Origin of the sequence: Streptomyces sp. F63 (assembly GCF_018070345.1) — a bacterium.
In the GTDB taxonomy this organism is placed as follows: Bacteria; Actinomycetota; Actinomycetes; order Streptomycetales; family Streptomycetaceae; genus Streptomyces.
In genome coordinates this window covers 99,797-123,495 of the sequence record NZ_JAGPXX010000011.1, presented here as the reverse complement: position 1 = coordinate 123,495, position 23,699 = coordinate 99,797, and the positions used below count along the sequence as shown (strand labels likewise).

General features: G+C 74.8%; 21 protein-coding genes. 14 read left to right on the top strand and 7 right to left on the bottom strand.

The window, feature by feature from the left end:
* Nucleotides 1–23 precede the first annotated feature (23 nt).
* The 4 genes from KBZ10_RS14560 to KBZ10_RS14545 all read left to right on the top strand — a co-directional run bounded on the left by KBZ10_RS14560 (nt 24) and on the right by KBZ10_RS14545 (nt 3,260).
* On the top strand, nt 24–989 hold the full coding sequence (locus KBZ10_RS14560; protein ID WP_210988034.1) for a M56 family metallopeptidase: 966 nt from the start codon (nt 24–26) through the stop codon (nt 987–989).
* A 35-nt stretch (nt 990–1,024) separates the two neighbouring features.
* Nucleotides 1,025–1,750 carry a phosphatase PAP2 family protein gene (locus KBZ10_RS14555; RefSeq protein WP_210988033.1) on the top strand — a complete coding sequence of 242 codons (726 nt, stop codon included), beginning with the start codon at nt 1,025–1,027 and terminating at the stop codon, nt 1,748–1,750.
* Nucleotides 1,751–1,768: 18 nt separating this feature from the next.
* Nucleotides 1,769–2,464 (top strand): HAD family hydrolase, encoded by a 696-nt coding sequence (locus KBZ10_RS14550; RefSeq protein ID WP_210988032.1) that lies wholly within the window; start codon nt 1,769–1,771, stop codon nt 2,462–2,464.
* Between the two features lie 157 nt (nt 2,465–2,621).
* Entirely contained in the window at nt 2,622–3,260 is a 639-nt protein-coding gene (locus KBZ10_RS14545) for a TetR/AcrR family transcriptional regulator (RefSeq protein ID WP_210988031.1), read from the top strand.
* On the opposite strand, the gene KBZ10_RS14540 is transcribed toward KBZ10_RS14545, so the two are convergent.
* Nucleotides 3,251–4,741 carry an LVIVD repeat-containing protein gene (locus tag KBZ10_RS14540; protein ID WP_210988030.1) on the bottom strand — a complete coding sequence of 497 codons (1,491 nt, stop codon included), beginning with the start codon at nt 4,739–4,741 and terminating at the stop codon, nt 3,251–3,253. The genes KBZ10_RS14545 and KBZ10_RS14540 overlap by 10 nt on opposite strands.
* A 123-nt stretch (nt 4,742–4,864) precedes the next feature.
* On the opposite strand from KBZ10_RS14540, the gene KBZ10_RS14535 reads away from it, so the two are divergent.
* The gene (locus KBZ10_RS14535; protein WP_374223352.1) at nt 4,865–5,530 is read left to right on the top strand and encodes a DUF305 domain-containing protein; all 666 of its coding nucleotides are present in this window, start codon (nt 4,865–4,867) and stop codon (nt 5,528–5,530) included.
* A gap of 21 nt (nt 5,531–5,551) precedes the next feature.
* Here KBZ10_RS14535 and KBZ10_RS14530 read toward each other — a convergent pair whose 3' ends face one another.
* Nucleotides 5,552–5,902 (bottom strand): helix-turn-helix transcriptional regulator, encoded by a 351-nt coding sequence (locus tag KBZ10_RS14530; RefSeq protein WP_210988029.1) that lies wholly within the window; start codon nt 5,900–5,902, stop codon nt 5,552–5,554.
* Nucleotides 5,903–6,020: 118 nt separating this feature from the next.
* Between KBZ10_RS14530 and KBZ10_RS14525 the strand changes: the two genes are divergently transcribed.
* The 5 genes from KBZ10_RS14525 to KBZ10_RS14505 all read left to right on the top strand — a co-directional run bounded on the left by KBZ10_RS14525 (nt 6,021) and on the right by KBZ10_RS14505 (nt 11,704).
* Nucleotides 6,021–7,118 (top strand): NADH:flavin oxidoreductase/NADH oxidase, encoded by a 1,098-nt coding sequence (locus KBZ10_RS14525; protein ID WP_210988028.1) that lies wholly within the window; start codon nt 6,021–6,023, stop codon nt 7,116–7,118.
* 90 nt (nt 7,119–7,208) lie between these two features.
* Nucleotides 7,209–8,315 (top strand): sialidase family protein, encoded by a 1,107-nt coding sequence (locus tag KBZ10_RS14520; protein ID WP_210988027.1) that lies wholly within the window; start codon nt 7,209–7,211, stop codon nt 8,313–8,315.
* A gap of 57 nt (nt 8,316–8,372) precedes the next feature.
* Nucleotides 8,373–9,050 (top strand): uracil-DNA glycosylase, encoded by a 678-nt coding sequence (locus tag KBZ10_RS14515; RefSeq protein WP_210988026.1) that lies wholly within the window; start codon nt 8,373–8,375, stop codon nt 9,048–9,050.
* A 295-nt stretch (nt 9,051–9,345) separates the two neighbouring features.
* A complete protein-coding gene (locus KBZ10_RS14510; RefSeq protein ID WP_210988025.1) occupies nt 9,346–10,653 on the top strand; it encodes a BadF/BadG/BcrA/BcrD ATPase family protein in 1,308 nt (435 codons plus the stop codon).
* Nucleotides 10,654–10,759: 106 nt separating this feature from the next.
* Nucleotides 10,760–11,704 (top strand): sirohydrochlorin chelatase, encoded by a 945-nt coding sequence (locus tag KBZ10_RS14505; RefSeq protein WP_210988024.1) that lies wholly within the window; start codon nt 10,760–10,762, stop codon nt 11,702–11,704.
* 156 nt (nt 11,705–11,860) lie between these two features.
* On the opposite strand, the gene KBZ10_RS14500 is transcribed toward KBZ10_RS14505, so the two are convergent.
* Entirely contained in the window at nt 11,861–13,405 is a 1,545-nt protein-coding gene (locus KBZ10_RS14500) for an FUSC family protein (RefSeq protein ID WP_307847426.1), read from the bottom strand.
* A gap of 260 nt (nt 13,406–13,665) precedes the next feature.
* On the opposite strand from KBZ10_RS14500, the gene KBZ10_RS14495 reads away from it, so the two are divergent.
* Nucleotides 13,666–14,175 carry an Lrp/AsnC family transcriptional regulator gene (locus KBZ10_RS14495; RefSeq protein WP_210988022.1) on the top strand — a complete coding sequence of 170 codons (510 nt, stop codon included), beginning with the start codon at nt 13,666–13,668 and terminating at the stop codon, nt 14,173–14,175.
* A 374-nt stretch (nt 14,176–14,549) separates the two neighbouring features.
* On the opposite strand, the gene KBZ10_RS14490 is transcribed toward KBZ10_RS14495, so the two are convergent.
* The gene (locus KBZ10_RS14490) at nt 14,550–14,972 is read right to left on the bottom strand and encodes a secondary thiamine-phosphate synthase enzyme YjbQ (RefSeq protein ID WP_210988021.1); all 423 of its coding nucleotides are present in this window, start codon (nt 14,970–14,972) and stop codon (nt 14,550–14,552) included.
* 65 nt (nt 14,973–15,037) lie between these two features.
* Here KBZ10_RS14490 and KBZ10_RS14485 point away from each other — a divergent pair, with 65 nt between their 5' ends.
* A complete protein-coding gene (locus tag KBZ10_RS14485; RefSeq protein ID WP_210988020.1) occupies nt 15,038–16,135 on the top strand; it encodes an FAD-dependent oxidoreductase in 1,098 nt (365 codons plus the stop codon).
* A 13-nt stretch (nt 16,136–16,148) separates the two neighbouring features.
* Here KBZ10_RS14485 and KBZ10_RS14480 read toward each other — a convergent pair whose 3' ends face one another.
* Together KBZ10_RS14480 and KBZ10_RS14475 are read right to left on the bottom strand one after the other, a co-directional pair.
* Nucleotides 16,149–18,149 (bottom strand): ABC transporter ATP-binding protein, encoded by a 2,001-nt coding sequence (locus KBZ10_RS14480; RefSeq protein WP_247702366.1) that lies wholly within the window; start codon nt 18,147–18,149, stop codon nt 16,149–16,151.
* Nucleotides 18,150–18,280: 131 nt separating this feature from the next.
* Entirely contained in the window at nt 18,281–19,003 is a 723-nt protein-coding gene (locus KBZ10_RS14475) for a L,D-transpeptidase family protein (protein WP_210988019.1), read from the bottom strand.
* Nucleotides 19,004–19,106: 103 nt separating this feature from the next.
* On the opposite strand from KBZ10_RS14475, the gene KBZ10_RS14470 reads away from it, so the two are divergent.
* The gene (locus KBZ10_RS14470; RefSeq protein WP_210988086.1) at nt 19,107–20,969 is read left to right on the top strand and encodes an ABC transporter ATP-binding protein; all 1,863 of its coding nucleotides are present in this window, start codon (nt 19,107–19,109) and stop codon (nt 20,967–20,969) included.
* Nucleotides 20,966–22,744 (top strand): ABC transporter ATP-binding protein, encoded by a 1,779-nt coding sequence (locus KBZ10_RS14465; protein ID WP_210988018.1) that lies wholly within the window; start codon nt 20,966–20,968, stop codon nt 22,742–22,744. The genes KBZ10_RS14470 and KBZ10_RS14465 overlap by 4 nt, the downstream gene beginning before the upstream one ends.
* 65 nt (nt 22,745–22,809) lie before the next feature.
* On the opposite strand, the gene KBZ10_RS14460 is transcribed toward KBZ10_RS14465, so the two are convergent.
* The gene (locus tag KBZ10_RS14460; protein ID WP_210988017.1) at nt 22,810–23,601 is read right to left on the bottom strand and encodes a metal-dependent hydrolase; all 792 of its coding nucleotides are present in this window, start codon (nt 23,599–23,601) and stop codon (nt 22,810–22,812) included.
* Nucleotides 23,602–23,699: the final 98 nt, after the last annotated feature.

Sequence of the window (23,699 nt, the reverse complement as noted above, 5' to 3'; positions counted from 1 at the left end):
CCTGCGCTCGTAGGCTGGCGGCCATGATGCTCCCGCTCGCGCTGATCGTCCTCGGCGGGCTCACCGCGGCCCTGGCCCCCCGGCTGCTGCGGCGTGCCCAGTGGCCGGACCGGGAGCCGGTGGTCGCCCTCTGGGTCTGGCAGTGCGTCGTGGCGGCCGTGCTGCTGTGCGCCGTGCTCGCGATGGCGCTCACCGGCTCCGCCGCCTGGGAGCTCGTGCGCGGCCATGTCTTCGCCCCGGCGCCGCACGGCGTGGTCGAGGCCTACGCCTTCGGCGCGTACGGGCCGTGGGCCGGGGCGGTGGCGGCCGCGCTGGCCGGCGCCGGGCTGTGGAGCGCGGTGATGCTCGCCCGCGAGGTGCGCAGGGCCCGTACGGAGCGCAGGCAGCGGCGCGCGGAGCTGCTCGCGCGCTCCCCGCGGCTCCCCGGCGAGCCCTCCCTCGACGAGGCGCCCCCGAACGCCCCGGAGCCCGGGGACCGTCTCCTCGTCCTGGAGAGCGACCGCCCGGATGCCTGGTGGCTGCCGGGCACGACACCGCGGCTCGTCATCACCACGGCGGCACTGCGACGGCTGGGCGGCCGCCGGCTGGACGCCGTCCTGGCCCACGAACAGGGCCACGCGCGGGCACACCACGACTGGCTGCTGCACTGCTCCGGGGCGCTGGCGGCGGGCTTTCCGCGGGTGCCGGTCTTCGCCTCCTTCCGGGACGAGGTGCACCGGCTGGTCGAACTGGCGGCCGATGACGTCGCCTCACGCCGCCACGGGCGGCTGACGACCGCTCTGGCGCTGGTCGAACTCAACGAGGACCGGGGCGTGTTCGGACCCGTCCCGACGCCGCTGGCGCAGGTCCCCGACCGGGTGAACCGGCTGCTGTCGGCCCGTCCGCGGCTGAGCCCCGGCCGCCGGCTGCGGCTGACGGCCGCCGCCGCGCTCGTCCCGGTGGTGCCGCTGCTGCTCGCCTTCGTGCCGGGACTCAGCGCACTGAGGTAGTTTCCGCGGAGCCCGCCCCGGCCAGGATGCAGTGCATGCGGACGCCCTCCCCCACCGCCCCCGTGACCGCCGGCGACCCCCGTTCCCGGCGCGCGGCCGGCCTTCTCTGGGTTGCGGGCCTGTGTGCCCTGGCGGCCGCCGCCCTGCTCGTGCTGGTCGCTCTGGAGTGGGGCCCGCTGCTCGCGCTCGACCGGACCGTCGCCGTCGGCCTGCACGAGTCGGCGCGGGCCAGCCCCGACATCACCCAGGCCAACCGTGTGCTCACCGACTGGGTGTGGGACCCCTGGACCATGCGGCTGGCCCTGCTGCTCGCCGTGCCGGCCCTGCTGCTGTCCCGCAGGGGCGGTGACCGGGCGACGGCCCTGTGGGTGCTCGCCACCCTGCTGGCCGGCTCGGTCCTGCAGCAGGGCATCAAGGCGCTCGTCGACCGTCCGCGCCCCCGGTGGAGGGATCCGGTGGACTCGGCGCACTACGCGGCGTTCCCGTCGGGGCACGCGATGACGGCTGCCTTCGTCTGCGTCCTCCTGCTGTGGCTCGCCCATCGCGCGGGCGTGCGGGGAGCCCTGATGCGGGCCGCCGCGGCCGTGGCGGCGGTGTCGGTCGCCGGGGTCGGTTTCACCCGGGTCTACCTGGGCGTCCACTGGCTGTCGGACGTGGTGGCCGGCTGGCTGCTGGGGGTGGCCGTCGCCTCCGGTGCCATCGCCGCGCACCACTGGTACGGGAGGCGCAACGTACGGAAACCCTTGAACGGCCGGGGATGACCGGGGAATGATCACCGCATGGCGATCACCGGTGTCCTCTTCGACTTCTCCGGCACCCTCTTCCGCATCGAAACCGTGGAGCACTGGCTGCGGGTCACCCTGGACCGTCTCGGGATCGCGGTGCCGGAACCGGAACTGACGCACTGGGCGGAGCGGCTGGCCCGCTCGGGCGCGCTGCCGGGCGGCTCGTCCCCGCACGGGATGCCCCGGCATCTGGCCTCCCTCTGGGAGCTGCGGGACTGCGCGGCCGAACACCACCGCGAGCTCTTCACCGGACTCGCCCGGGAGGCCGCGCTGCCCTGGCCGGAAGCCTACGAGGCGCTCTACGACCGGCACATGGAGCCGGGCGCCTGGACTCCCTACCCGGACGCCGCCGGCGTACTCGGAACGCTGCGCGAGCGCGGCAGGCGGATCGCCGTGGTGTCGAACATCGGCTGGGATCTCCGCCCGGTCTTCCGGGAGTACGGACTGGACGGCTTCGTCGACGCCTACGTCCTGTCGTACGAGCACGGCGTGGCCAAGCCCGACGCGCGGCTCTTCCGGGCCGCCTGCGAGGCACTGGACGTGACACCCCGGGAGACGCTGATGGTGGGCGACAGCGCGCGGGCGGACGGCGGGGCGACGGCGGTGGGCTGTGCGCTGGAACTGGTGGAGTCCCTGCCGGTGGCCGAACGCCCCGAAGGTCTGCGCCCCGTGCTCTCCCGGCTCGGCTGAGGGGGCTGGGCCCGAAAGCCGTCCGAAACCACCGTTTTCGGGCGATCCCCCGCGTCGCCCGAAAACGGTGGCGGTCTCGAAAACGCCTCTGAACAGGGCAGAGGCGGCATCGCACTGAGTATATTGGCCCGGAGCCAGTCAACGCAGGAGTTACAGCATGTCCCCGCGCAGCGCATCGGTCAATGAAGAGTTGCGCCGTCGCTCCCGCGAACGGCTGCTCCAGGCTACGGTCGAGCTGGTCGGCGAACGCGGTTACGAGGCGACGACCCTCGCCGACATCGCCGACCGGGCGGGCTCGGCCCGCGGGCTGGTCTCCTACTACTTCCCCGGCAAGCGGCAGCTGCTCCAGTCAGCCGTGCACCGGCTGATGCACCGCACGCTGGAGGCGGCGCTGGAGCGCGAGCCGCGCACCGAGGACGGCGACGAGCGGCTCGCCCGGGCGATCGACGCCATCCTCGGCATCGCCCGCGACCATCCCGTCCTGATGCGCACCCACATGGCGGGCATCCTCACCGCCGAGGGTTTTGTGCAGTGCCCGGAGCAGCAGCGGCTGGCCGTCCTGCTCCGCGACACCGTGGTCCGTTACGGATCGGCGCACCCGGACTCCGACTACCCGCTGCTGCGCGCCCTGCTCATGGGCGCGGTGGTGGCGGTTCTGCTGCCCGGTGCGCCCCTGCCCCCCGAAGTGCTGCGCTCGGAGCTGTTCCAGCGTTTCGCACTCCCGTGGGAGCTCGGCGTCCCGCCGGGCGTGGAGCCGCCCGGGGGGACGCTTCCGCGTGCCGCGGTTCAGCGGTAGTCGGGCTGCGTCTGCACGTTGAGCTCGTACATCCGTACCCGCGCGGCGCCCGCCGTGCGGCGGTCGTCGATGCGCAGGACGTCGAAGCCCTTGGCGATGTCGTTCGAGTAGATGTGGCCGTTGTAGTAGTAGGCGGACCAGGAGCCGCCCAGGGTCAGGGTGTCGGCGGACAGGGGACCGCGCTCGAAGTAGCCGATCTCCTTCGGACGGGACGAGTCGGTGAACTCCCAGACCGAGACACCGCCCTGGTACCAGGCCTGGACCATGATGTCGCGGCCCCTGACCGGGATCAGCGAGCCGTTGTGGGCCACGCAGTTCTCGGTGTCCGCCTGGTGGCGCGGGATCTTGAAGTAGCTGCGGAACACCAGTTCCCGGTGGTGGCCCCTGCGCTTCAGGTCGTAGATGCCGTTGGCACCGCGGTCGGGTCCCACCGCCGCGTTGCAGGTCGCGCCGACACCGCCGCCCAGTTCGTCGGTGAACACGACCTTGTCGCCGTCCTCACTGAAGGTCGCCGAGTGCCAGAACGCGAAGTTGGTGTTGTCCCGCACCCGGTCGATCACCCGGGGCCGCGCCGGATCCGAGATGTCCATCAGGATGCCGTCGCCCATGCAGGCCCCGGCGGCCAGCCGCTTCCTCGGGAAGGCCGTGATGTCGTGGCAGCCGGTGGTCTCGTAGCTGCTGCCCTCGGAGCCGGAGTTGCCGCCGTCCGGGAAGAGGACCGGGAAGTCGACGACCGCCGACCGCTCCGGCGCCTTCCGCGGAACCTTGATCACCGAGATGCCGTCGTGCGGCGGCCGGCAGTCCGGGAAGGCCTCGCTGGGGAAGTACGAGGAGACGTAGATGTACACCTCGCGCTTCCCGGGCACCAGCGTGTGGGTGTGCGAGCCGCAGGCGGTCTCGACCGCGGCGACGTAGCGGGGGTTCCGCTTGTCGCTGATGTCGAAGATCTTCATGCCCTCCCAGGAGGACTTCTCGCTGGCCGGCTGGGAGGTGCTGGTGCAGGAGTCGTCGCTGCGCGAGGAGTCGGTGGAGAGGAAGAGCAGGTTGCCGGAGACGGAGACGTCGTTCTGGCCGCCGGGACAGAGCACCTGGCTCACGGTCTTCGGGGACCTCGGATCGGAGATGTCGTAGACGGTGAAGCCGTCGTAGTTGCCGGCGAAGGCGTAGCGGCCCTGGAACGCCAGATCCGTGTTCGGGCCCCCGAGAGCGCCCTTGCCGACACTCGCGAGGTGTCTGATGTTCTCGCTGTGGACGATCTCGTCCACAGCCGGAATGTCGCCGTTCCTGATGGACGCGCGGGTGTCGGCCGCGAGTTCCTTCGACATCCGCTTCCCGTCGGGCGCGTCACCGGGGTCCGGTGTCGCGGCCGCCGGGCCGGCTGCCAGGAACGTGGCGAGCAGCCCGAAGGCCACCACTGCCACGCCCAGGGGTCTGCGCCGCGCGCGGGGTGGGTGCAACGACGTCACTGAGACCTCCTTCATGGTCCGTTCGGCGTCGAACGGTGCGTCAATTCCGCAGTATCGCCGTCTACATGTACATCTCAACAGTGATTAACGAAGATGTGTTCGCAGCCGGTGCCGCTTCGCTCCACCCCTGGAGGTCCTGTGTTCCACCATCGGATGACGGGCCGGGCCCGTTCGCAGCTCCTCGTCTCCGCGGCGGCGGCCGCGGCCCTGGCCCTCTCGGCCTGCGAGGCGGACGGTCCGGCCCCGGCGAAGGCGGACGCCGGCCCCTCCGTGGTCGCGCCCGGCCGACCGGGTGAGGCCGCCGGGACCCTCTCGGCGGAGGAGGCCGGGAAGGCCGGCCGCGAGGATTCCGCCCCCAACGCGGCCGACGTGCGCTTCGTCCGGATGATGATCGTTCACCACCGGCAGGCCCTGACCATGGCCGCGCTCGCGGAGAAGCACGCGGACTCGGCGGGCGTGCGGAGGATCGCCCGGCGGATCGCGGCGGCCCAGGGTCCCGAGATCGGGGCCATGGAGGGCTGGCTCGACCGGCGGGGCGGGGCACACGGGGAACAGGAGACGCACGGGCACGGCCACGGTTCGATGCCGGGCATGGCCACCGAGGCGGAGCTCGACCGGCTCTCCGCGGCCCGCGGGGACGCCTTCGACGAACTCTTCCTCAAACTGATGATCACCCACCATCAGGGCGCGGTGACGATGGCCACCACGGTCCTCAAGGAGGGGAACGACGTCCTGGTGGAGGAGATGACCACCGACATGAGCGCCCAGCAGACCGCCGAGATCGGCCGGATGCGGGACCTGTGACGCCCCGGCGGGCCGGCGCCCTCAGCCCTCGCGGAGCCGGCGCGCCTGGAGCGCGGCGGCCCGGAGCAGGCTGTCGAGCAGGCCCGGGAAGAGGGCGTCGAGGTCGTCCCGGCGGAGGCCGTTCATCTTGGCCGTCCCCCGGTAGCACTGCTGGATCACGCCGCTCTCGCGCAGCACCCGGAAGTGGTGCGTGGTCGTGGACTTGCTGATCGGAAGGCCGAAGAGCGAGCAGGACAACTCGTCCTCGGCGGCGGCCAGGCGCCGGACGATCCGCAACCGCATCGGGTCGGAGAGGGCGTGCAGCACGCCTTCGAGCCGGATCGCGTCCCGGGGCGGGTGGTCCAGCGTGCGGCTCGGGGGCGGGGCGGTCACGGCGGCTCCTCGGGGCGGGGCCCTTCATTGTACGAAGACCCTCGTAGTTTGACACATCCCGTACTACGATGCCTGGCGTACGAGTCGTTGCGACCGCCGATCCCACCCGGAGCCCGCCGTGAGCCGTCTGTTCACCCCCCTGACCCTGCGCTCGCTGACCGTCCCCAACCGCGTCTGGATGGCACCGATGTGCCAGTACTCCGCGGTGCACACCGGACCCGACGCGGGGATGCCGGGTGACTGGCACCTCACGCACTACGCCTCGCGCGCCGTGGGCGGCACCGGCCTCATCCTGGTCGAGGCCACGGCCGTCAGCCCCGAGGGCCGGATCAGCCCGGGAGACCTCGGCCTCTGGAACGACCGCCAGACGGAGGCATTCCGGCGCCTCACCGGACTCCTCAAGGACCAGGGCACGGTCCCCGGCATCCAGCTCGCGCACGCCGGGCGCAAGGCGTCGACGGCCCTGCCGTGGAAGGGCGGCGCCCCGCTCACCGCCGGCGAGGGCGGCTGGCGGCCCCTCGGGCCGAGCCCGCTGCCCTTCGACGAGGGACATCCGGTCCCCGCCGAGCTGTCGGTCCGGCAGATCGACGCCGTGGTGGGGCAGTTCGCCGACGCCGCACGGCGGGCCCTGGCCGCCGGCTTCCAGGTCGCCGAGGTGCACGGGGCGCACGGCTACCTCATCGGGGAGTTCCTGTCGCCGTACAGCAACCGGCGCACCGATGCCCACGGCGGCTCCTACGAGAACCGGACACGGCTCGCCCTGCGGGTGGTGGACGCGGTCCGCGAGGTGTGGCCGGACGACCTGCCCGTCCTGTTCCGCGTCTCGGCGACGGACTGGCTGGCGGAGAACGGGGCGGGCGAACAGGCCGGCTGGACGGTGGACGACACCGTACGGCTGGCCGCGGACCTCCGCGCACACGGAGTGGACCTTCTGGACGTCTCCAGCGGCGGCAACGCGCCCCGGGTCCGCATTCCCACGGGACCCGGCTACCAGGTGCCGTTCGCCGAGCGGGTCCGGACCCGGACCGGGATGCCGGTCGGGGCGGTCGGCGAGATCACCGCGGCGCACCAGGCGGAGGAGATCCTCGCCGCCGGCCGGGCCGACGCGGTGCTGCTGGGCCGGGAACTGCTCCGCGACCCCTACTTCGCCCGGCGCGCCGCGCGGGAGCTGGACGCCCCGCTCCCCGTCCCCGTTCCGTACCTGCGGGCGGGCTGACCTGGTACGGCGCCGTGGCGGAACGCCGTTGTCAGTGGGCCGGTGCAGACTGTGACCCACGCAACACGACCACGTTCCGGAGGTGCCGTGATGACCGACGTCCTGCTCGCCGTGGGGACCCGCAAAGGACTCTTCCTCGCCCGGCGGCGCGGCTCCGCCGGCGGGACGGCCGGGGAATGGGAGTTCGACGGCCCGCACTTCGCCGCACAGGCCGTCTACTCGGTCGGGATCGACCCGCGGCCCGGCGGCACTCCCCGGCTCCTGGTCGGCGGGGACAGCTCGCACTGGGGCCCGTCCGTCTTCCACTCCGACGATCTCGGCGCCACCTGGCGGGAGCCGGAACGTCCGGCCGTCCGCTTCCCGGAGGACACCGGAGCCTCCCTGGAGCGGGTCTGGCAGCTCCAGCCGGCCGGCCCGGCCGAGCCCGGCGTGGTCTACGCGGGCACCGAGCCGGCCGCGCTCTTCCGCTCGGAGGACGGCGGCGAGACCTTCGGGCTGGTCCGGCCCCTGTGGGAGCACCCCACGCGCGACCGGTGGGCACCGGGCGGCGGCGGGGAGGCCGTGCACACGGTCCTCACCGACCCGCGCGACCCGCGGGCGGTGACGGTCGCGGTATCCGCCGCCGGCGTCTTCCGCTCCCTGGACGGCGGTTCGAGCTGGGCCCCGTCGAACACCGGGATCTCGGCCGTCTTCCTGCCCGACCCCTACCCGGAGTTCGGGCAGTGCGTCCACAAGATCGCCCGCGACGCCGCCGACCCGGACCGGCTCTACCTGCAGAACCACTGGGGCGTCTACCGCAGCGACGACGCCGGCGCCCGGTGGACCCCCATCGGCGGCTCCCTGCCCTCGGACTTCGGCTTCCCGGTCGTGGCCCACCCCCGCCGCGGCGGCGTCGCCTACGTCTTCCCGCTCAACGCCGACGCGGACCGGGTGCCGGCCGGGCGCCGCTGCCGGGTCTACCGCACGGAGGACGCGGGTGAGAGCTGGGAACCGCTCGGCGCGGGCCTCCCCGAGGCAGCGCACTACGGCCCGGTGCTGCGGGATGCCCTGTGGACCGACGGCGCCGACCCGGCCGGGCTGTACTTCGGCAACCGCAACGGCGAGCTGTACGCGAGCGCGGACGAGGGCGAGAGCTGGCGCCAACTCGCCGCCCACTTCCCGGATGTGCTCTGTGTGCGTGCCGCCGTGATCGGCTGAGCCGGGTTGCCGGGACCGCCGACGAACCTGTGCGGGGAGCCAGTAGAGTGACCGTCCGTGGCTGCACGACCATTGAACGAAATCGTCGAACCGGACTGGGCCAAGGCGCTCGACCCGGTCGCCGGGCAGATCGCCGCGATGGGGGACTTCCTCCGTGCCGAGATCGCCGCCGGGCGCACGTACCTGCCCGCCGGACCGCATGTGCTGCGCGCCTTCCAGCAGCCCTTCGACGAGGTACGGGTCCTGATCGTGGGTCAGGACCCCTATCCCACGCCCGGACACGCCGTGGGGCTCAGCTTCTCGGTGGCACCCGAGGTCCGTCCGCTCCCCGGCAGCCTGGAGAACATCTTCCGGGAACTCCAGAGCGACCTCGGAGTCCCGCGGCCCTCCAACGGCGATCTGACCCCGTGGACCCGGCAGGGCGTGCTGCTCCTCAACCGGGCGCTCACCACCGCCCCGCGCAAGCCCGCCGCACACCGCGGCAAGGGCTGGGAAGCCGTCACCGAACAGGCCATCCGGGCCCTCGCCGAGCGGGGCCGCCCCCTGGTGGCCATCCTCTGGGGGCGGGACGCGCGGAACGTGCGCCCGCTGCTCGGCCCGCTCCCGGCCGTGGAGTCGGCGCACCCCTCCCCCATGTCCGCCGACCGCGGGTTCTTCGGCTCCCGTCCGTTCAGCCGCGCCAACGACCTCCTCGTACAGCAGGGCGGCCAACCGGTCGACTGGCGCCTGCCGTGAGGTGCGGCGCGGGGGCGGCGGGCCCGCTCCCGCGCACGGCGCGGCGGCAGGCACCCCCGGTCCGCGCACGGCGGCCGGTCCGGGGCTCGCGCCCGGCGGGCCACAGCGCCCCGGAGGGCCGCCCGGAGCCGCGGGCGCCCGGCATCCCCCGGCCGCGGCAGCGTCTCCTCCGGTGCCGCGCACGGAAGGCACCGGCGCCCGCAGCCCAGGGCGCGTCCGCCGCCGGCCGCCCACCGCTCTCCTCGGCGGGCGCACCCGGTCCTGCCGGGGCGGCCGGCCGGCGAGGAGACGGAGCATGAGCGGCTCCCGGGAGGCCGGCGGACGGAAGCACCGCGGCGGTGAGCGCCGCTGGGTCGTCGGAGTCGACTCCGGCGGCTCCGGACTGCGTGTGGCTCTCGCCCGTCCGGAGGACGGCGAGCGGGCCGGGGAGGCGATCGGGACCGAACCCGTGCGCACGGGGCCCCGGGGCATCGACGCCGGGCATCTGCTCGCCCTCCTGCTCCCCGCCGTACGGGAATTGCTGGCCCGGGCCGGAGAGGCCGGGCCACGGCGCGGAGGTGCCGTGGCCGCGGTGGCGGTGGGTGCCGCCGGGATGGCCACCCTGGGCGGTGATCTGCGGGCCCGGCTGCCGGGGGCCCTCGCCGCCGAACTGGGCGTCCGCCGGCTGGCGCTGGCAGCCGACGCCGTCACCGCCTACGCCGGAGCCCTCGGCCAGCGGGCGGGCGCGGTCGTCGCGGCGGGCACCGGCGTGATCGCCCTCGGGGCGGACCCGGACGCGTCACACGGCGCCGGGGACCACCTTCCCCTGGGACACCGGCTCTCCGGCGCTTCCCCGCACCCCGGTGCGCCCCGCGGCCACGGGGATCCGCCCGGCTCCGGTCCGGTCCGTGCCGCCCGGGGACCCGCCGGGCCCGCCGGGCCCGGCGGGCGCCCCGCCTCCCGTCCGTCCGCCCCTCCGGGAGCCCTCCCGGGCGCCGGCACGCCCCCGGAAGGGGCTCCGGTTTCCGGCGGATCTCCGGACCGCCCCGCTCCGGGCGGCGGTTGGCGGCGGGCCGACGGCTGGGGTCATCTGCTCGGCGACTGCGGTGGAGGCGCCTGGATCGGCCGGGCCGGCCTGGAGGCGGCTCTCCGGGCCCACGACGGGCGCCGGGGCGGCTCGGAGGCGCTGCTGGCCCGGCTGGAGGCGGTCTTCGGCCCGGCCGCCGGTCTTCCGGCCCAGCTCTATCCGCGGAGCGACCGCGCCGCCGTCCTCGCCTCGTTCGCGCCGGAGGTGGCCGCCTGCGCCGGGGAGGACCCGGTGGCGGCCGGCATCCTGCGGGACGCGGCCCGCGGCATCGCCGAGACGACGGCCGCTGTCTGCCCGCCCGCCACCGGCTGCCCGGTGGCCTTCACCGGCGGTCTCCTCGGGATGGGGCCGCTTCTGCTGGAGCCCTTCCGGGAGGAGCTGTCCCGGCTCGCGCCGCACGCGCGCCCGGTGAGCGCCGAGGGCGGCCCGCTCGACGGCGCTCTGCGGATCGCCGGCGAACTGGCCCGCGGCAGCCTGCGGCTTCCCGTCGACGGAAGCCTGCTCGCTCTCTGTCCGCACCCGCCCGCCCCCAGCTGACGTACTCCGAGTAACGCAACGAAGCGCCGGACGAATGTGGACGAAGAGCGCACAGCCGCACCCTCCCCGAACACCAAAGCCCTCCAAAGGGTTAACATGCGGCGCCATGAGCACCCCCACAGGGCCCGCACCGGGCCTGCCCGTACGAATGCCGCGTCCCCGCCAGCCCGGTCGGCACCGGAAACCGGAGCCGCTGGCGGCGCCGGAGGGTGCCCCCGCGCTGGTGCTGGCGGTGCCCGGCACGCCCGACGCGGCCTCCCGCAGCCTGGCGGAAGAGGTCGTCAGCATCGCCCGGTCCGAGCTGCCGGGCCTGCACGCCCACATCGGATACATCGACGGCGGTGACGACGAGTTCCCCGCACTGTCGTCCGTGCTCTCCCGGGCCGCGGCGGACCGTGCCGCCCGGCTGGCCCGCGCCACCGAGGCGGCCGAGAGCGCCGGGACGGAAGGAGGACGGATCCCCGCCATCGGCGAGGACGCCCCCGACGCCGTCGTGGTGCCGCTGCTCGCCGGCCCGGACAGCGCGCTCACCCGCCGCATCCGGCAGGCCGTCATGGACAGCCGGACGTCCGCCGAGCTGACCGAGGCGCTCGGCCCGCACCCCCTCCTGGCGGAAGCCCTGCACGTGCGGCTGTCGGAGGCCGGGCTCGCCCGCGCCGACCGGGCACGGCTGTTCACCGTCGCCACGGCCGCCGACGGCATCATCCTCGCCACCGTCGGCGGTGAGGACGCCGTGCAGGCCGCCGGCATCACCGGCATGCTCCTCGCCGCCCGTCTCGCGGTTCCGGTGCTCGCCGCCGCGCTGGACGTCGAGGGCTCCATCGGAAAGGCCGCGGAGGAGCTGCGGGGCGCCGGCTCGGCGCAGCTCGCGCTCGCGCCGTATCTGATCGGGCCCGAGCTCCCCGAGGGGCTGCTGGAGGCCGCCGCCGCCGAGGCGGGCTGCGCGTCGGGGGAGTCCCTGGGCTCCTATCCGGCGATCGGCAGGCTGGTGCTCTCGCAGTACGCGGCGGCCCTGGGCATCACACCGCAGCAGGCCCAGCCTCTGCGCTGACCGGCCGGGACACGGATGCCCCGCACGCGGGCGGCGTCCCGGTCCCGCAGTTCGAGGGGCGGCGGCCGTACGACGGCCCCGCCCTTCTCCGTGTCGCGGGTGCCCGCGGCCGGTGCGCCGACACGCCTTCCCGCTGCCGCCCCCGACCCCGCAGGCTCAGGAGGACGCCAGGGGCGCGCGCGGAGAGCAGCGCAGCGGAGCGGCGAGCGATGCGAGCGCCTCCTCCAGGCCGTGCAGGCAGGCGAGGGCGCGTTCGGCGCCCGGATGCCGTGGTGCTTCCACGGGGGCGGGCCGGGCGGCCGCGACCGCGGCTCCGGGGGTGACGAGCGCGGCCACCGCCGCCTCCACCCGACGGCAGGCGTCGGTCAGCCGGGTGTCGTGGGAGGCGGCCGGGTCGGCCGCGAGCTCCGTGAGGTCGCGCAGGTGGCCGGCGCACTCGTCGAGCAGGGCGACGATCCGGCGGGCCCGCTCCCTTCGGGCGGTGAACGGGTTGAGCGGGTGGAGGAGCGGGGCCACGGAGACCCGCACCCGGTCGAGCAGCGGTCCGAGCGCGTCGGCGTGCGGCGCCGGGTCCGCGTTCCCGTCACCGGCCAGGCGGCGGGACGCCTCCGCCGTGCACTGCCGGACGCACATCAGGGAGCGCTGGATCCAGGCGTCCGTGGAGGCGTGTGTGGTGACGGGGAGGACGACGGCCACGGCGAGCGCCACGGCCACCGCGCCGGCCAGCGTCTCGGCGACGCGCAGCGCGAGCAGCGCCTCGTCCAGCACGCCGAGCAGGCCGTAGAGAAGCCCCGCCATGACCGTCACGAAGAACATCATCCAGCTGTACGAGAGCGGTGCCGTGTAGAAGATCCCGAACACGCAGACGGCCACGAGGACGGCGCTCGGCGCGGGCTGGCCGTGCAGCGGTACGGCCGTGAACAGCCCCGCGGCGACACCCGTGACGGTGCCGACCACACGCCGCCAGCCGCGGACCAGGGTCTCACCGCGCGAAGCGGTGTTGACGAAGATCCACCAGACGGTGCCCACCGCCCAGTACCACCGCTCCTGCGAAAGCGCCTGGCCCGCGCCCAGGGCCAGCGCGCACGCCGCCGTGGCCTGGACCGCCTGCCGGGTCGTGGGGCGGCCCAGTCCTCGTCCGCCCTGCGGGGCGGGCAGCTCGGGCGGAGGGGTGCGCCGTTCGATCGGCCAGGCAGCGAACCGCACGGCTCCCGACACCGCGACGGACAGCAGCACGGCCGCGGACAGCTCCGGCAGCCGGCCCGGTACCGCGTCCAGGAACTGAACGGCGAAGAACATCATGAAGGCGAAGATGCCGAGGGCGTGCCCGCGCGGCCCCCAGCGCCGGGCGTAGACGCCGCCGAGGACGACCAGCAGGAACGCGCCGTCCCGGAGCACCGGGTCCTCCCGCAGGACGGTGGCCAGCGCGAGCACGGGCAGTCCGGCCGCCGGCAGCAGCGCGGTGGTGGCGGCCTGCCGCCGCACCGACGGGTCGGTCACGGTGAACAGCGCCAGCAGGGCCGCGAGACCGCCGGTGACCGCAGCCGGCAGCGGCAGTCCCGCGGCGACGGCCGCGGCGACGGACAGCCCGACGCCGAGCACGGCACGCGCCGCGGTCCGCAGCCGGTGCAGGCCCGGGTCGGGAGCCGGGGACAGGGTGCGGAGGACCGCGACGGCGGAGATGGGGCCGAGTCGGGGCACAGCGGGATCCTGCCTCTCGTCGTCGTCGGTTTCGCCGGGGGCGCGGTCCGCCCGGGGCGCGCGGCCGTGCGCGCCGGGGCAGGGAAAAGGCGCTGCGGGACCCGGAAGCGGCTTCCTTGCCGTCCGGCGCAGTCCATCGCAACGCCAGCTATGGAGCCATGAAAGCATCCGGTCGACCGCTGGCTCAAACGAACGGCCGGGCACTGTGCCATTGGTACAGTGCTCCCTGCCGATTTCGACCGGAAGGGGGCCGTTGGCCCATGCCGTCCCCACACGCCCGGGGAGCCGGCACGCCGGACGCGCTGGACGCACGCATCCTGGAACTGCTGCTGGAACAGCCCCGCACCAGCGTGCGTGAGTACGCCCGGATTCTCGGCGTGGCCCGCGGAACGCTCCAGGCCCGGCTGGAGCGCATGGAGCGCGACGGGCTGATCCGCGACGAGGGGCCGCGGCTGTCGTTCGCCGCACTCGGCCATCCCGTGCTGGCCTTTGTGCACATCGAGGTGACGCAGGGCCATCTGGTGGACGTCGGCGACGCCCTGGCGGAGATCCCGGAGATCATCGAGGCGTTCTCGGTCACCGGCGGAGGGGATCTGCTGACCCGTGTCGTCGCCCGCGACAACGGCCATCTGGAGGACGTCATCCAGCGGCTGATCCGGCTCCCGGGCGTCGTGCGGACCCGTACGGACGTCGCGTTGCGCGAGCGGGTGCCGTACCGGGCGCGCCCGCTGGTGGAGTCGCTGCGCCGGTCCGCGGACCGCGCGGGCTGACGCCCCGTCCGGGCACTCCGGCTCCTGCCGCCTGCCGGCCATGCCGCGAAGGCCGGGCGGGACGTCGCCCCGTGCCGGGCCGACACGCGGGACGCGCCGGGCCGCGCAGCACATCACCGCGCCCACAGAGCGCCGGTGCAGCGCCTCGAAGAGCCGCCGGGGGCACGCAACCGCCGCGGCGGGCCCGCCCCGTGGCCGTTCCGCGCCCTCCCCCGGTCTCCTCCTGCTCGCCGGAGGCTCCCCGCTCCTTCTCGCGGGGGCCGCGCCGGAGTACTTCACGGCAGATCACCGGCGCCCGGGCCGGAACACGGAGGGCGTCACGGAGCGGCCCCGGGGGCTCCGTCACACGGGGCGGGCCGGCCGCCCCTCCCGGCTCAGCCGAGGAAGGACAGCCGGACGGTGCGATCCGGGTTGTCGCGGTTGGTGTCGACCAGGCAGACCGACTGCCAGGTGCCCAGCTCCAGCCGCCCGCCGACCACCGGCAGCGTGGCGTGCGGCGGGACGAGGGCGGGGAGGACGTGGTCGCGGCCGTGCCCGGGACTGCCGTGCCGGTGCCGCCACCGGTCGTCCGCCGGCAGCAGGTCGTGCAGCGTGGCGAGCAGGTCGTCGTCGCTGCCCGCGCCGGTTTCGAGGATCGCGATCCCGGCGGTGGCGTGCGGTACGAAGATGTTGAGCAGACCGTCACGCCCGGAGGCCGAGGTCCGCAGGAACTCGACACAGGTCCCCGTCAGGTCGTGGACCGTCTCCGTGGAGCCGGTGGCGATGTCGATCGTGCGGGTGGTGAAGGCATCGGACATGCCCCCATCCTGGCCGACCGGGCCGGGAGGGGAAGACTCCGGGGCCCCATGGCGTTGCCGGAGCCATGACGGACAGAGGCACGCGGGACGCGCGGGACGTGGACGTGGCCGTCGTCGGCGCCGGTCAGGCCGGTCTGTCCGCCGCGTACCACCTGCGGCGCGCGGGCTGGGAACCGGGCCGCGGTGTCGCCCTTCTGGACCACTCCCCCGCGCCCGGCGGCGCCTGGCAGTTCCGGTGGCCCTCGCTCACGTACGGCAGGGTGCACGGCATGTACGACCTGCCGGGGCTGCCCCTGGTGAACGCTCCCGAGGACCGTCCGTCCTCCGAGGTCATCGGTGACTACTTCGCCCGCTACGAGCGGACGTTCGACCTGCGGGCGCGCCGGCCGGTGGACGTCACCTCCGTGTCGGAGGGACCCGGCGGACGGCTGCTGGTGCGCACCCGGGACGACGGCGACTGGTCGGCACGGGCACTGATCAACGCGACCGGCACCTGGGAACGCCCGTTCCTGCCTCACTGCCCGGGCGCGGAGACCTTCCGCGGCCGGCAGGTCCACACGGCCGGCTACCGGGGCCCCGAGGACTTCGCGGGCGAGCGGGTGGTCGTGGTCGGCGGCGGCACCTCCGCCGTCCAGCATCTGCTGGAGATCGCCGAAGTGGCCGCGGACACCGTCTGGGTGACCCGGCGCCCGCCGGTGTTCCGCGCCGGGCCGTTCGACGAGCGGCGCGGCCGGGAGGCCGTCGCCCTGGTCGACGAGCGCGTACGGGCCGGGCTGCCGCCGCGCAGCGTGGTCTCGGTGACCGGGCTGGTCATGAACGAGGCGGTGCGGCGCGGCCGGGAGAGCGGTGTCCTGGAGCGGCGGCCGATGTTCACCCGGATCACCCCGCGGGGCGTGGCCTGGGACGACGGCAGTACGGCCGCGGCCGACTCGATCGTCTGGGCCACCGGCTTCCGCGCGGCCCTCGGCCATCTCGCCCCGCTGCGCCTGCGCGAACCGGGCGGCGGCATCCGCCTGGAGGGCACGCGCGCGGTCCGCGACCCGCGGGTGCATCTGCTCGGCTACGGGCCGTCGGCCAGCACCGTCGGCGCCAACCGCTACGGGCGCGCGGCCGTCCGCGAGATCCGGCGGCTGCTGGAGTCGCCGGCGCGGGCCGCCGGCTGAGCGGCCCCGCCCCTCAGGGGCCGGCGGCCACCGGCGCGGCCGCGGCGTCCGGGCCGCTCGGGGCCGCGGGAGCGGGGCCGGCCGGACCGCTCCGGGCCGTGGACGCCGGTGCGCCGGGCGCGGCGGTGCCGCCGGCACGGGCCCCCTCCGCGGAGGCGGGGTCGGCGTCGGCACCGTCACCCGGTGCCGTCCCGGCGTTCTCGGTGTTCTCGGCGTCCCGGCGGACGAGGGCCGCGTAGCGCCCGCCCCGGGCCATGAGCTCCGGGTGCGTGCCGCGCTCCGCGATCCGCCCGCCGTCGAGGACCACGATCTGGTCCGCCTCGCGGATGGTGGACAGCCGGTGGGCGATGGTGATCGTCGTGCGGCGCGCGGAGAGTTCGTCGACCGCCCGCTGCACGGCCTGTTCGGTGTGGGTGTCCAGGGCGCTGGTGGCCTCGTCGAGGATGAGGACCGGCGGGTCGCGCAGGATCGTCCGGGCGATGGCCAGGCGCTGCTTCTCACCGCCGGAGAAGCGGTAGCCGCGTTCGCCGACGAGGGTGTCGTAGCCGTCCGGGAGGCTCTCGATGTGGTCGTGGATCTGGGCGGCCCGGGCGGCGTCCCGGATCTCCTCGTCGGTGGCCCCGGGCTTGGCGAACCGGAGGTTGTCGGCCACCGAGGCGTGGAAGAGGTACGTCTCCTGGGAGACCACGCCCACGGCCCGGGCGAGCGTGTCGAAGGAGAGGTCCCGGACATCGGTGCCGTCCAGCAGTACCCGGCCGCCCGTCACGTCGTACAGGCGCGGGACGAGACAGCCGAGAGTGCTCTTGCCCGAACCGGTGGGGCCGACCACCGCGAGGCTGCCGCCGGCCGGGACGGTGAGGTCGACGCCGGAGAGCGTCGGCTCGGCGCCGCCGTCCCGGTCGTAGTGGAAGTCGACGCCGTCGAAACGCACGTCACCGCGCACCCGCTCCAAGTGCACCGGCCGCTCGGGCTCGGTGATGTCCACCCGGAGATCGAGGTACTCGAAGATGCGCTGGAAGAGGGCGAGCGACGCCTGCAGCTGGACCCCGGTCGACAGCAGGCTGACCGTGGGGCGGAACAGACCCTGCTGGAGGGAGACGAAGGCCACGAGCGTGCCGATCGAGATCTGAGGTCCGCCCGCGCGCAGGGCCATCCCGGCGGCCCAGTAGATGACCGCGGGCATGGCGGCCATGACGACGCCGATGACGGCCATGCGCCAGCGGCCCGCCATACTGGAGCGGATCTCCAGCCGCGCCAGCCGTTCGGACTCGTCCGCGAACTGGTCCGCCAGGGAGTCCGCCCGCCCCATCGTCCGGCCGAGCAGGATGCCGCTGACGGAGAGGGACTCCGTGACCATCGCGGACATCGCCGCCATCTGCTTCTGCCGCTGCGCCGTGATCTTCTTCCGCTCCCGCCCGACCCGGCGGCTGATCCAGACGAAGAGCGGCAGCAGGAGCAGCGACACCGCGGTCAGCCGCCAGTCCAGGGCCAGCATGGCCACGACGGTGGCGACGACACTGGTGAGGTTGGAGACCAGCGAGGTGGCCGTGGAGGTGACGGTGGCCTGCATTCCGCCGATGTCGTTGGCGATGCGGGACTGGACCTCCCCGGTGCGGGTGCGGGTGAAGAAGGCGAGCGGCATGCGCTGCAGCCGGTCGTAGACGGCGGTGCGCAGGTCGTGCATCACCCGCTGGCCGACGGTGGTCGAGATCAGCGTCTGGAGCACGCCGAAGACGCCTCCGGCCACGGCGGCGGCCAGCATGCCGAGGGCCAGCAGGCTCAGCAGGCCCGTCCGTCCCTCGGGGATCGCGGTGTCGAGGATCTCGCGCAGCATGAACGGCGTCGCCACGGAGACCAGCGAGGCGGCGCCGACGAGCAGCCCGACGAGCGCCAGCCGGCCCCGGTACGGGCGGAACAGGCGCAGGACGCGCCGCAATTCGACCGGGCGCTCCGCGTCGGGCACCGGCGGAGTCCACGGGCCGTCGGGTCCGGTGTTCAGGTCGTGATGGCGCATGGATTCCTTCGCGATGCTGGTGTTCCGGCCGGCGGGGCCTCCGCGGACGGTCGGGCGCCGGTCCCGGGGACGGGCCCGTGGACGGGTTCCGGAGCCCGGCCGGCCGGAGCCGCGGCCGGGAGCCGGGCCCGTCAGCCCTTCAGGTGGTTCCTCTCCCCCATCACCACGACCGGATCCGCCTCGGGGTCGAGCGTGCGCAGCAGATACTCCATCCCGGTCTTCGGAAGGCTGACGCAGCCGGAAGTGCCGCTGCCGTGGTCGAGGTGCAGCCAGATGTAGCCGCCCTTGTCCTCGCCCTCGGGGCGGTTCGGGTCGTTCGGAGGGGTGCCCTTCACCCGGTTGTAGTCGACGGCGATGACGTAGTCGAAGTCGTGCCAGTGCGTCTTCGCCCAGGAGCGGGGGGCGGCGAAGGCCGCGGAACGGGTGTACGGGAGTTTCGCGCCGGGGTCGGCCAGCACCCCGCCGGCGTCGGAGAGGGTGAACACCCCGGACGGGCTGCGCTTGTCGCCCGCCCGGTGGTCCGTCGTCCAGCCGCGCTTGCCGTTGTGGGCGGGCCAGGCGCGGGTGCGCCGCCAGGTGTCTCCCGTCCGGGTGTACAGCACGGCCTCGGCATCGGCGGAGTCCCGGCCCTCGCCGTAGACGACGACGGCCTGCCGGGAGGTCTGCGGGATCCGGGCCCGGAGCCGGTCCCCGACACCGGGCAGCCGGGCCGGGCCGGCCGTGGGTGAGGCGTGGCGGGCCGGACGCTCCCCGTCCGCGCGCGGGGCGGCGTCGCCCGCCGCGCCGCAGCCGGTGAGAAGGGCGGCGGCCGCCAGGACCGCGGCCGCTGTCCGCTGGATACCGGTGATGCGCATGGATCCATCGTCGCACCCGCCGGAAAACCGGTTGATGCGGAGCGGTCGCGAACGCGAGTCTTGCCACGCTTCCCCGCCCGCCGACACCAATCCCTGGGACGTCATGCAGATCCACGATCTTCCGTACACCGACCCGGGCACCCCGGACGTACGGTCCGGTGGGCGATTCCTGCTGTGGCTCGGCGGGCGGCAGTTGGGCGGGCAGCTCAAGGCCCTCGGGTGGGGCACGCTGCACATGGCCGGGCTCGCGGCGGTCCCCCTGGTGGTGGGTTTCGCCGTGCAGGCCGTGGTCGACCGCTCCGGCGGGCGGCTGGCGCTCGCCGGCGGCCTCATCGCGCTGCTCGGTACGGTGATCGCGGTGGCCGACACCATGCTGCACCGGGCCGCGGTCACCAACTGGATCACCGCGGCCGCGCGGGTGCAGCAGCTGCTCGCCCGCAAGACCGCCGAGCTGGGCTCCACCCTGACCCGGAGGGTGGCGGCGGGTGAGATCACCGCGGTGTCGACCGGTGACGTGGAGAAGATCGGCTGGTTCGTGGAGGCCCTCTCCCGCTTCACCGCGGCCGCTGTCACGACGGTGGGCGTCTGCGCGGTGCTGCTCGTGGCCCAGCCGTCCCTGGGCCTGGTCGTGGCCGCCGGCGTGCCGCTGCTGGTGCTGGCCGTGCTGCCGCTGCTGCCGCCCGCCACCCGCCGTGCCGACGCGCAGCGGGCCAGGGCGGGCCGCGCCACGGAGCTGGCCTCGGACACCGTGGCCGGGCTGCGGGTGCTGCGCGGCATCGGCGGCGAGGAGCTGTTCCTGGACCGCTACCGGCGGGCCTCCCAGGAGGTGCGGAGCGCCGCCGTGCGCAGCGCCCGCATGTGGGCGCTCATCAGCGCGGTGCAGGTGTTCCTGCCGGGGCTGCTGCTGATCGGGGTGGTCTGGTACGGCGTCGCACTGGCCCGCGAGGGACGCATCCCGCTCGGCGAACTGGTCGCCGTGTACGGCGCGGTGACCTTCCTGCTGTTCCCGCTCCGGCATTTCGAGGAGATCGCGATGGCGTACTCCTTCTCCAAGCCGTCGGCGAAGCGCGCGGCGCGCGTGCTGTCGCTGCGCCGGACCTCTCCGGCCGGGCCGGACTCCGCGTCCGGCGGCAGCGGAGGAGGGGGCGGCACCGGCCGGCCGCTCACGGGGGACCTGTACGACCCGGTGAGCGGGTTGCACGCGCCGGCCGGGCTGCTGACCGTCGCCGTCTGCGGTGACCCGGACGCGGCCGGACGGCTCGCCGACCGGCTCGGCGGGCACGCCCCCCAGCGGGAGGAGGAGCCGGACCGGCCGTCCGTCCTGCTCGGCGGGGCACCCCTCGACGAGGTTCCGCTGGAGGAGGCCAGGGCGGCCGTCCTCGTCCAGGACAAGGACCCGGTGCTGCTGTCCGGCACCCTCCGGGAACTCCTCGACGTCCCGTCGCGGGGGACGGTCGCAGCCGCGGACGCGCTGGACGCCGCCCAGTGCGGCGACGTCCTGACCGCGCTCGCCCAGGGCACGGACGGCGGCTCCGGGGATCCGCGGGAGACGCGGATCACCGAGCGCGGGCGGTCGCTCTCCGGCGGACAGCGGCAGCGGCTGGCGCTGGCGCGCTCGCTCGTGACGGACCCGGAGGTACTGGTGCTGGACGAGCCGACGAGCGCCGTCGACTCGCACACCGAGGCACGGATCGCCGACGGGCTGCGGAGGCTGCGGGCCGGCCGCACGACGGTCGTGCTCTCCTCCAGCCCGCTGCTGCTGGACCGGGCCGACCGGGTGGTGTTCCTGCCCGGCGGGGAGGCGGCCGCGGCGGGCACCCACCGGGAACTGCTGCGCACCCACGCCGGATACCGGGCCGTCGTCACCCGCGGCGCGGAGGAGGAGCCGCGGCACGCGACCGCGGCGCATCACCGGACGGGCCCGGCGGCACCGGCCGCCCGGGCGGGGATCGAGGAGACGGCATGATCGGCGTGGCACCCCCGGCGTACGACCCGGCGGCACCGGAGTCGGCGACCACCCTGCCGGTCGGCTCGCCCGCGACCGTCCGCGGCTATGTGCGGGAGCTGCTGCGGCGGCACCGCCGGGCCTTCGCCCTGCTGGTGGCGGTCAACGCCGTCGCGGTGACCGCCTCCATGGTGGGCCCGTACCTGCTGGGCGGCCTGGTCGAGGAACTCGCCGCCGGCGGGGGCGTCGATCTGCCGCGCACCGTCGCGCTGTTCACGGTGGCGCTCGCCGTGCAGACCGTCTTCGTGCGGTCGGTACGGCTGCGCGGCGCGGTCCTCGGTGAGCGGATGCTGGCGGATCTGCGCGAGGACTTCCTCGTCCGCTCGGTGGCCCTGCCTCCCGGCGTGTTGGAACGGGCCGGGACCGGGGACCTGCTCTCCCGGATCAGCACCGACATCGACCGCCTGGCCGAGGCCATGCGCGAGGCCGTGCCCCAGCTGTGCATCGGCGTGGTGTGGGCGGGGCTGCTGCTGACCGGGATGGCGGTGACCGCTCCCCCGCTGGCCTTGGCCGTGCTCGTGGCGCTGCCCGTTCTCCTCGCCGGCTGCCGCTGGTACTACCGCCGGGCGCCCGCCGCGTACCGCGCGGAGGCCGCCGGGTACGCGGCGGTGGCCGCGGTGCTCGCCGAGACCGTGGACGCGGGCCGGACCATCGAGGCGCACCGCCTGGGGCCCCGCCGGATCGCGCTCTCGGACCGGCGGGTCAAGGAATGGACGGCGTGGGAACGGTACACGCTCTGGCTGCGGTCCGTGCTGTTCCCCGTGATCAACGCCTCGCACCTGACGATCCTCGGGGCCGCTCTGATGATCGGGGGCGTCGGTGTCCTGAACGGCTGGATGACCGTCGGCGCCCTCACGACCGGTGCGCTGCTCGCCCAGATGCTGACCGAGCCGGTGGGGCTGATCCTGCGCTGGTACGACGAGCTCCAGGTGGCGCAGGTGTCCCTCGCCCGGCTGGTCGGCGTCCGGGAGATCGAGGAGGGTGCCGGGGACGGCCGGGTGGCCCCGGACGGGCTGGACGTCCGGGCGGAGGAGGTCCGGTTCGGCTACCACCAGCACGGTGACGTGCTGCACGGGGTCTCCCTGGACATCCGCCCGGGGACCCGGCTGGCGCTCGTGGGGCCGTCCGGCGCCGGCAAGTCCACGCTCGGCCGGCTTCTCGCGGGGATCTACGCGCCCCGGTCCGGTGCGGTGACGCTCGGCGGCGCCGAGCTGGCGCGGATGCCCGCCGAGCGGGTGCGCGCGCATGTGGCCCTCGTCAACCAGGAGCACCACGTGTTCGTGGGGTCGCTGCGGGACAATCTGCTGCTGGCCCGTACCGGCGCCGGCGACGCGGAGCTGTGGGCGGCTCTCGGTGCCGTGGACGCCGCGGACTGGGCGAGGGCCCTCGACGACGGCCTGGACACGGAGGTGGGCTCCGGCGGACTGGCACTGACCCCGGCGCAGGCACAGCAGGTCGCCCTGGCGCGGCTGGTCCTGGCCGATCCGCACACCCTGGTGCTGGACGAGGCCACCTCGCTGCTGGACCCGCGGGCGGCGCGGCACCTGGAGCGCTCGCTGGCACGGGTCCTGGACGGCCGTACGGTCGTGGCCATCGCGCACCGGCTGCACACGGCCCACGACGCCGATGTCATCGCGGTCGTGGAGGACGGCCGGATCACCGAGCTGGGCAGCCATGACGAACTGGTGGCGGCGGGCGGGCCGTACGCCGCCCTCTGGCGCTCCTGGCACGGCTGAGGATCTCCCCGGGCCCGTGCCCCCCGGGCCCCGTGGGCCGGAGCCCGGGGGACGGGGCACGGACGTCAGATGACGCCGAGGGCGCCCAGCCCGCCGATGCCGCCGAGCAGCATGAAGACGGGCATGAGGACCTTGAGTTCCACCCAGCTCCCGGCCCGGAAGCGCATCGCCTTCGGCGGCCCGACGGGGTACCAGCGCTTGTTCCCGACCGGTATCGGCCACAGCACGGGGCAGCCGGAGACGGTGATCGCGTCGCCCGCGCAGTGCACCAGTGAGCCCAGGACGATCGGCAGACCGAGCCACAGGTATTCCTGGCCGGGTGCGCTGAACAGCCAGTCGGCGCCGCTGCCCGGCTTGTTCAGCACATCCGCCAGGATCCAGGCGCTGGTCGCCCCCAGGAGCCAGACCAGCACATCGCTGGAGACCCGGGCGGCCCGCCACAACAGCCCCTCGACGGCGAGCACGAGGTGAATGAAGAGAATGGCCAGGACCGCCCAGCGGCCGCCGGTCATCGCCAGTACGGAGACCCCGGTCCCGACGAGCACGGCCCACAACCACGTGTGGGTGAGCGTGCGGTGGCCGCCGGTGCGCCGCGGGTCGCCCTGCTTCTTCGTCGCCTTGTAGACAGCGGAGGACAGTCGGTCGACGACCTCGCAGAGGGTGCGCGAGACCGGTCCGAAGGCCCGGGATATGGTCGCCGACTTGTGGTCGAGATCGGGGGCGAGGGCGGCGCCCGCGCAGATCAGCGCGCCGACGACCAGCACCGGCCACGGCATGGGCCGGTCCGCGGCCGCCGCGGCGGCGCCGACCCCCAGCCAGGCCGCCGCTCCGGACAGTGAGTGCGCCGGTCCCATCATCTGGTGGCCCGCCCCCCGTTTTCTCTTGTGGTCGTCTGTGGCCGCACGTTGGTGCCCCGTCGGCACACCAGCCTAGCCGCAATGATCTTCGACCCTCC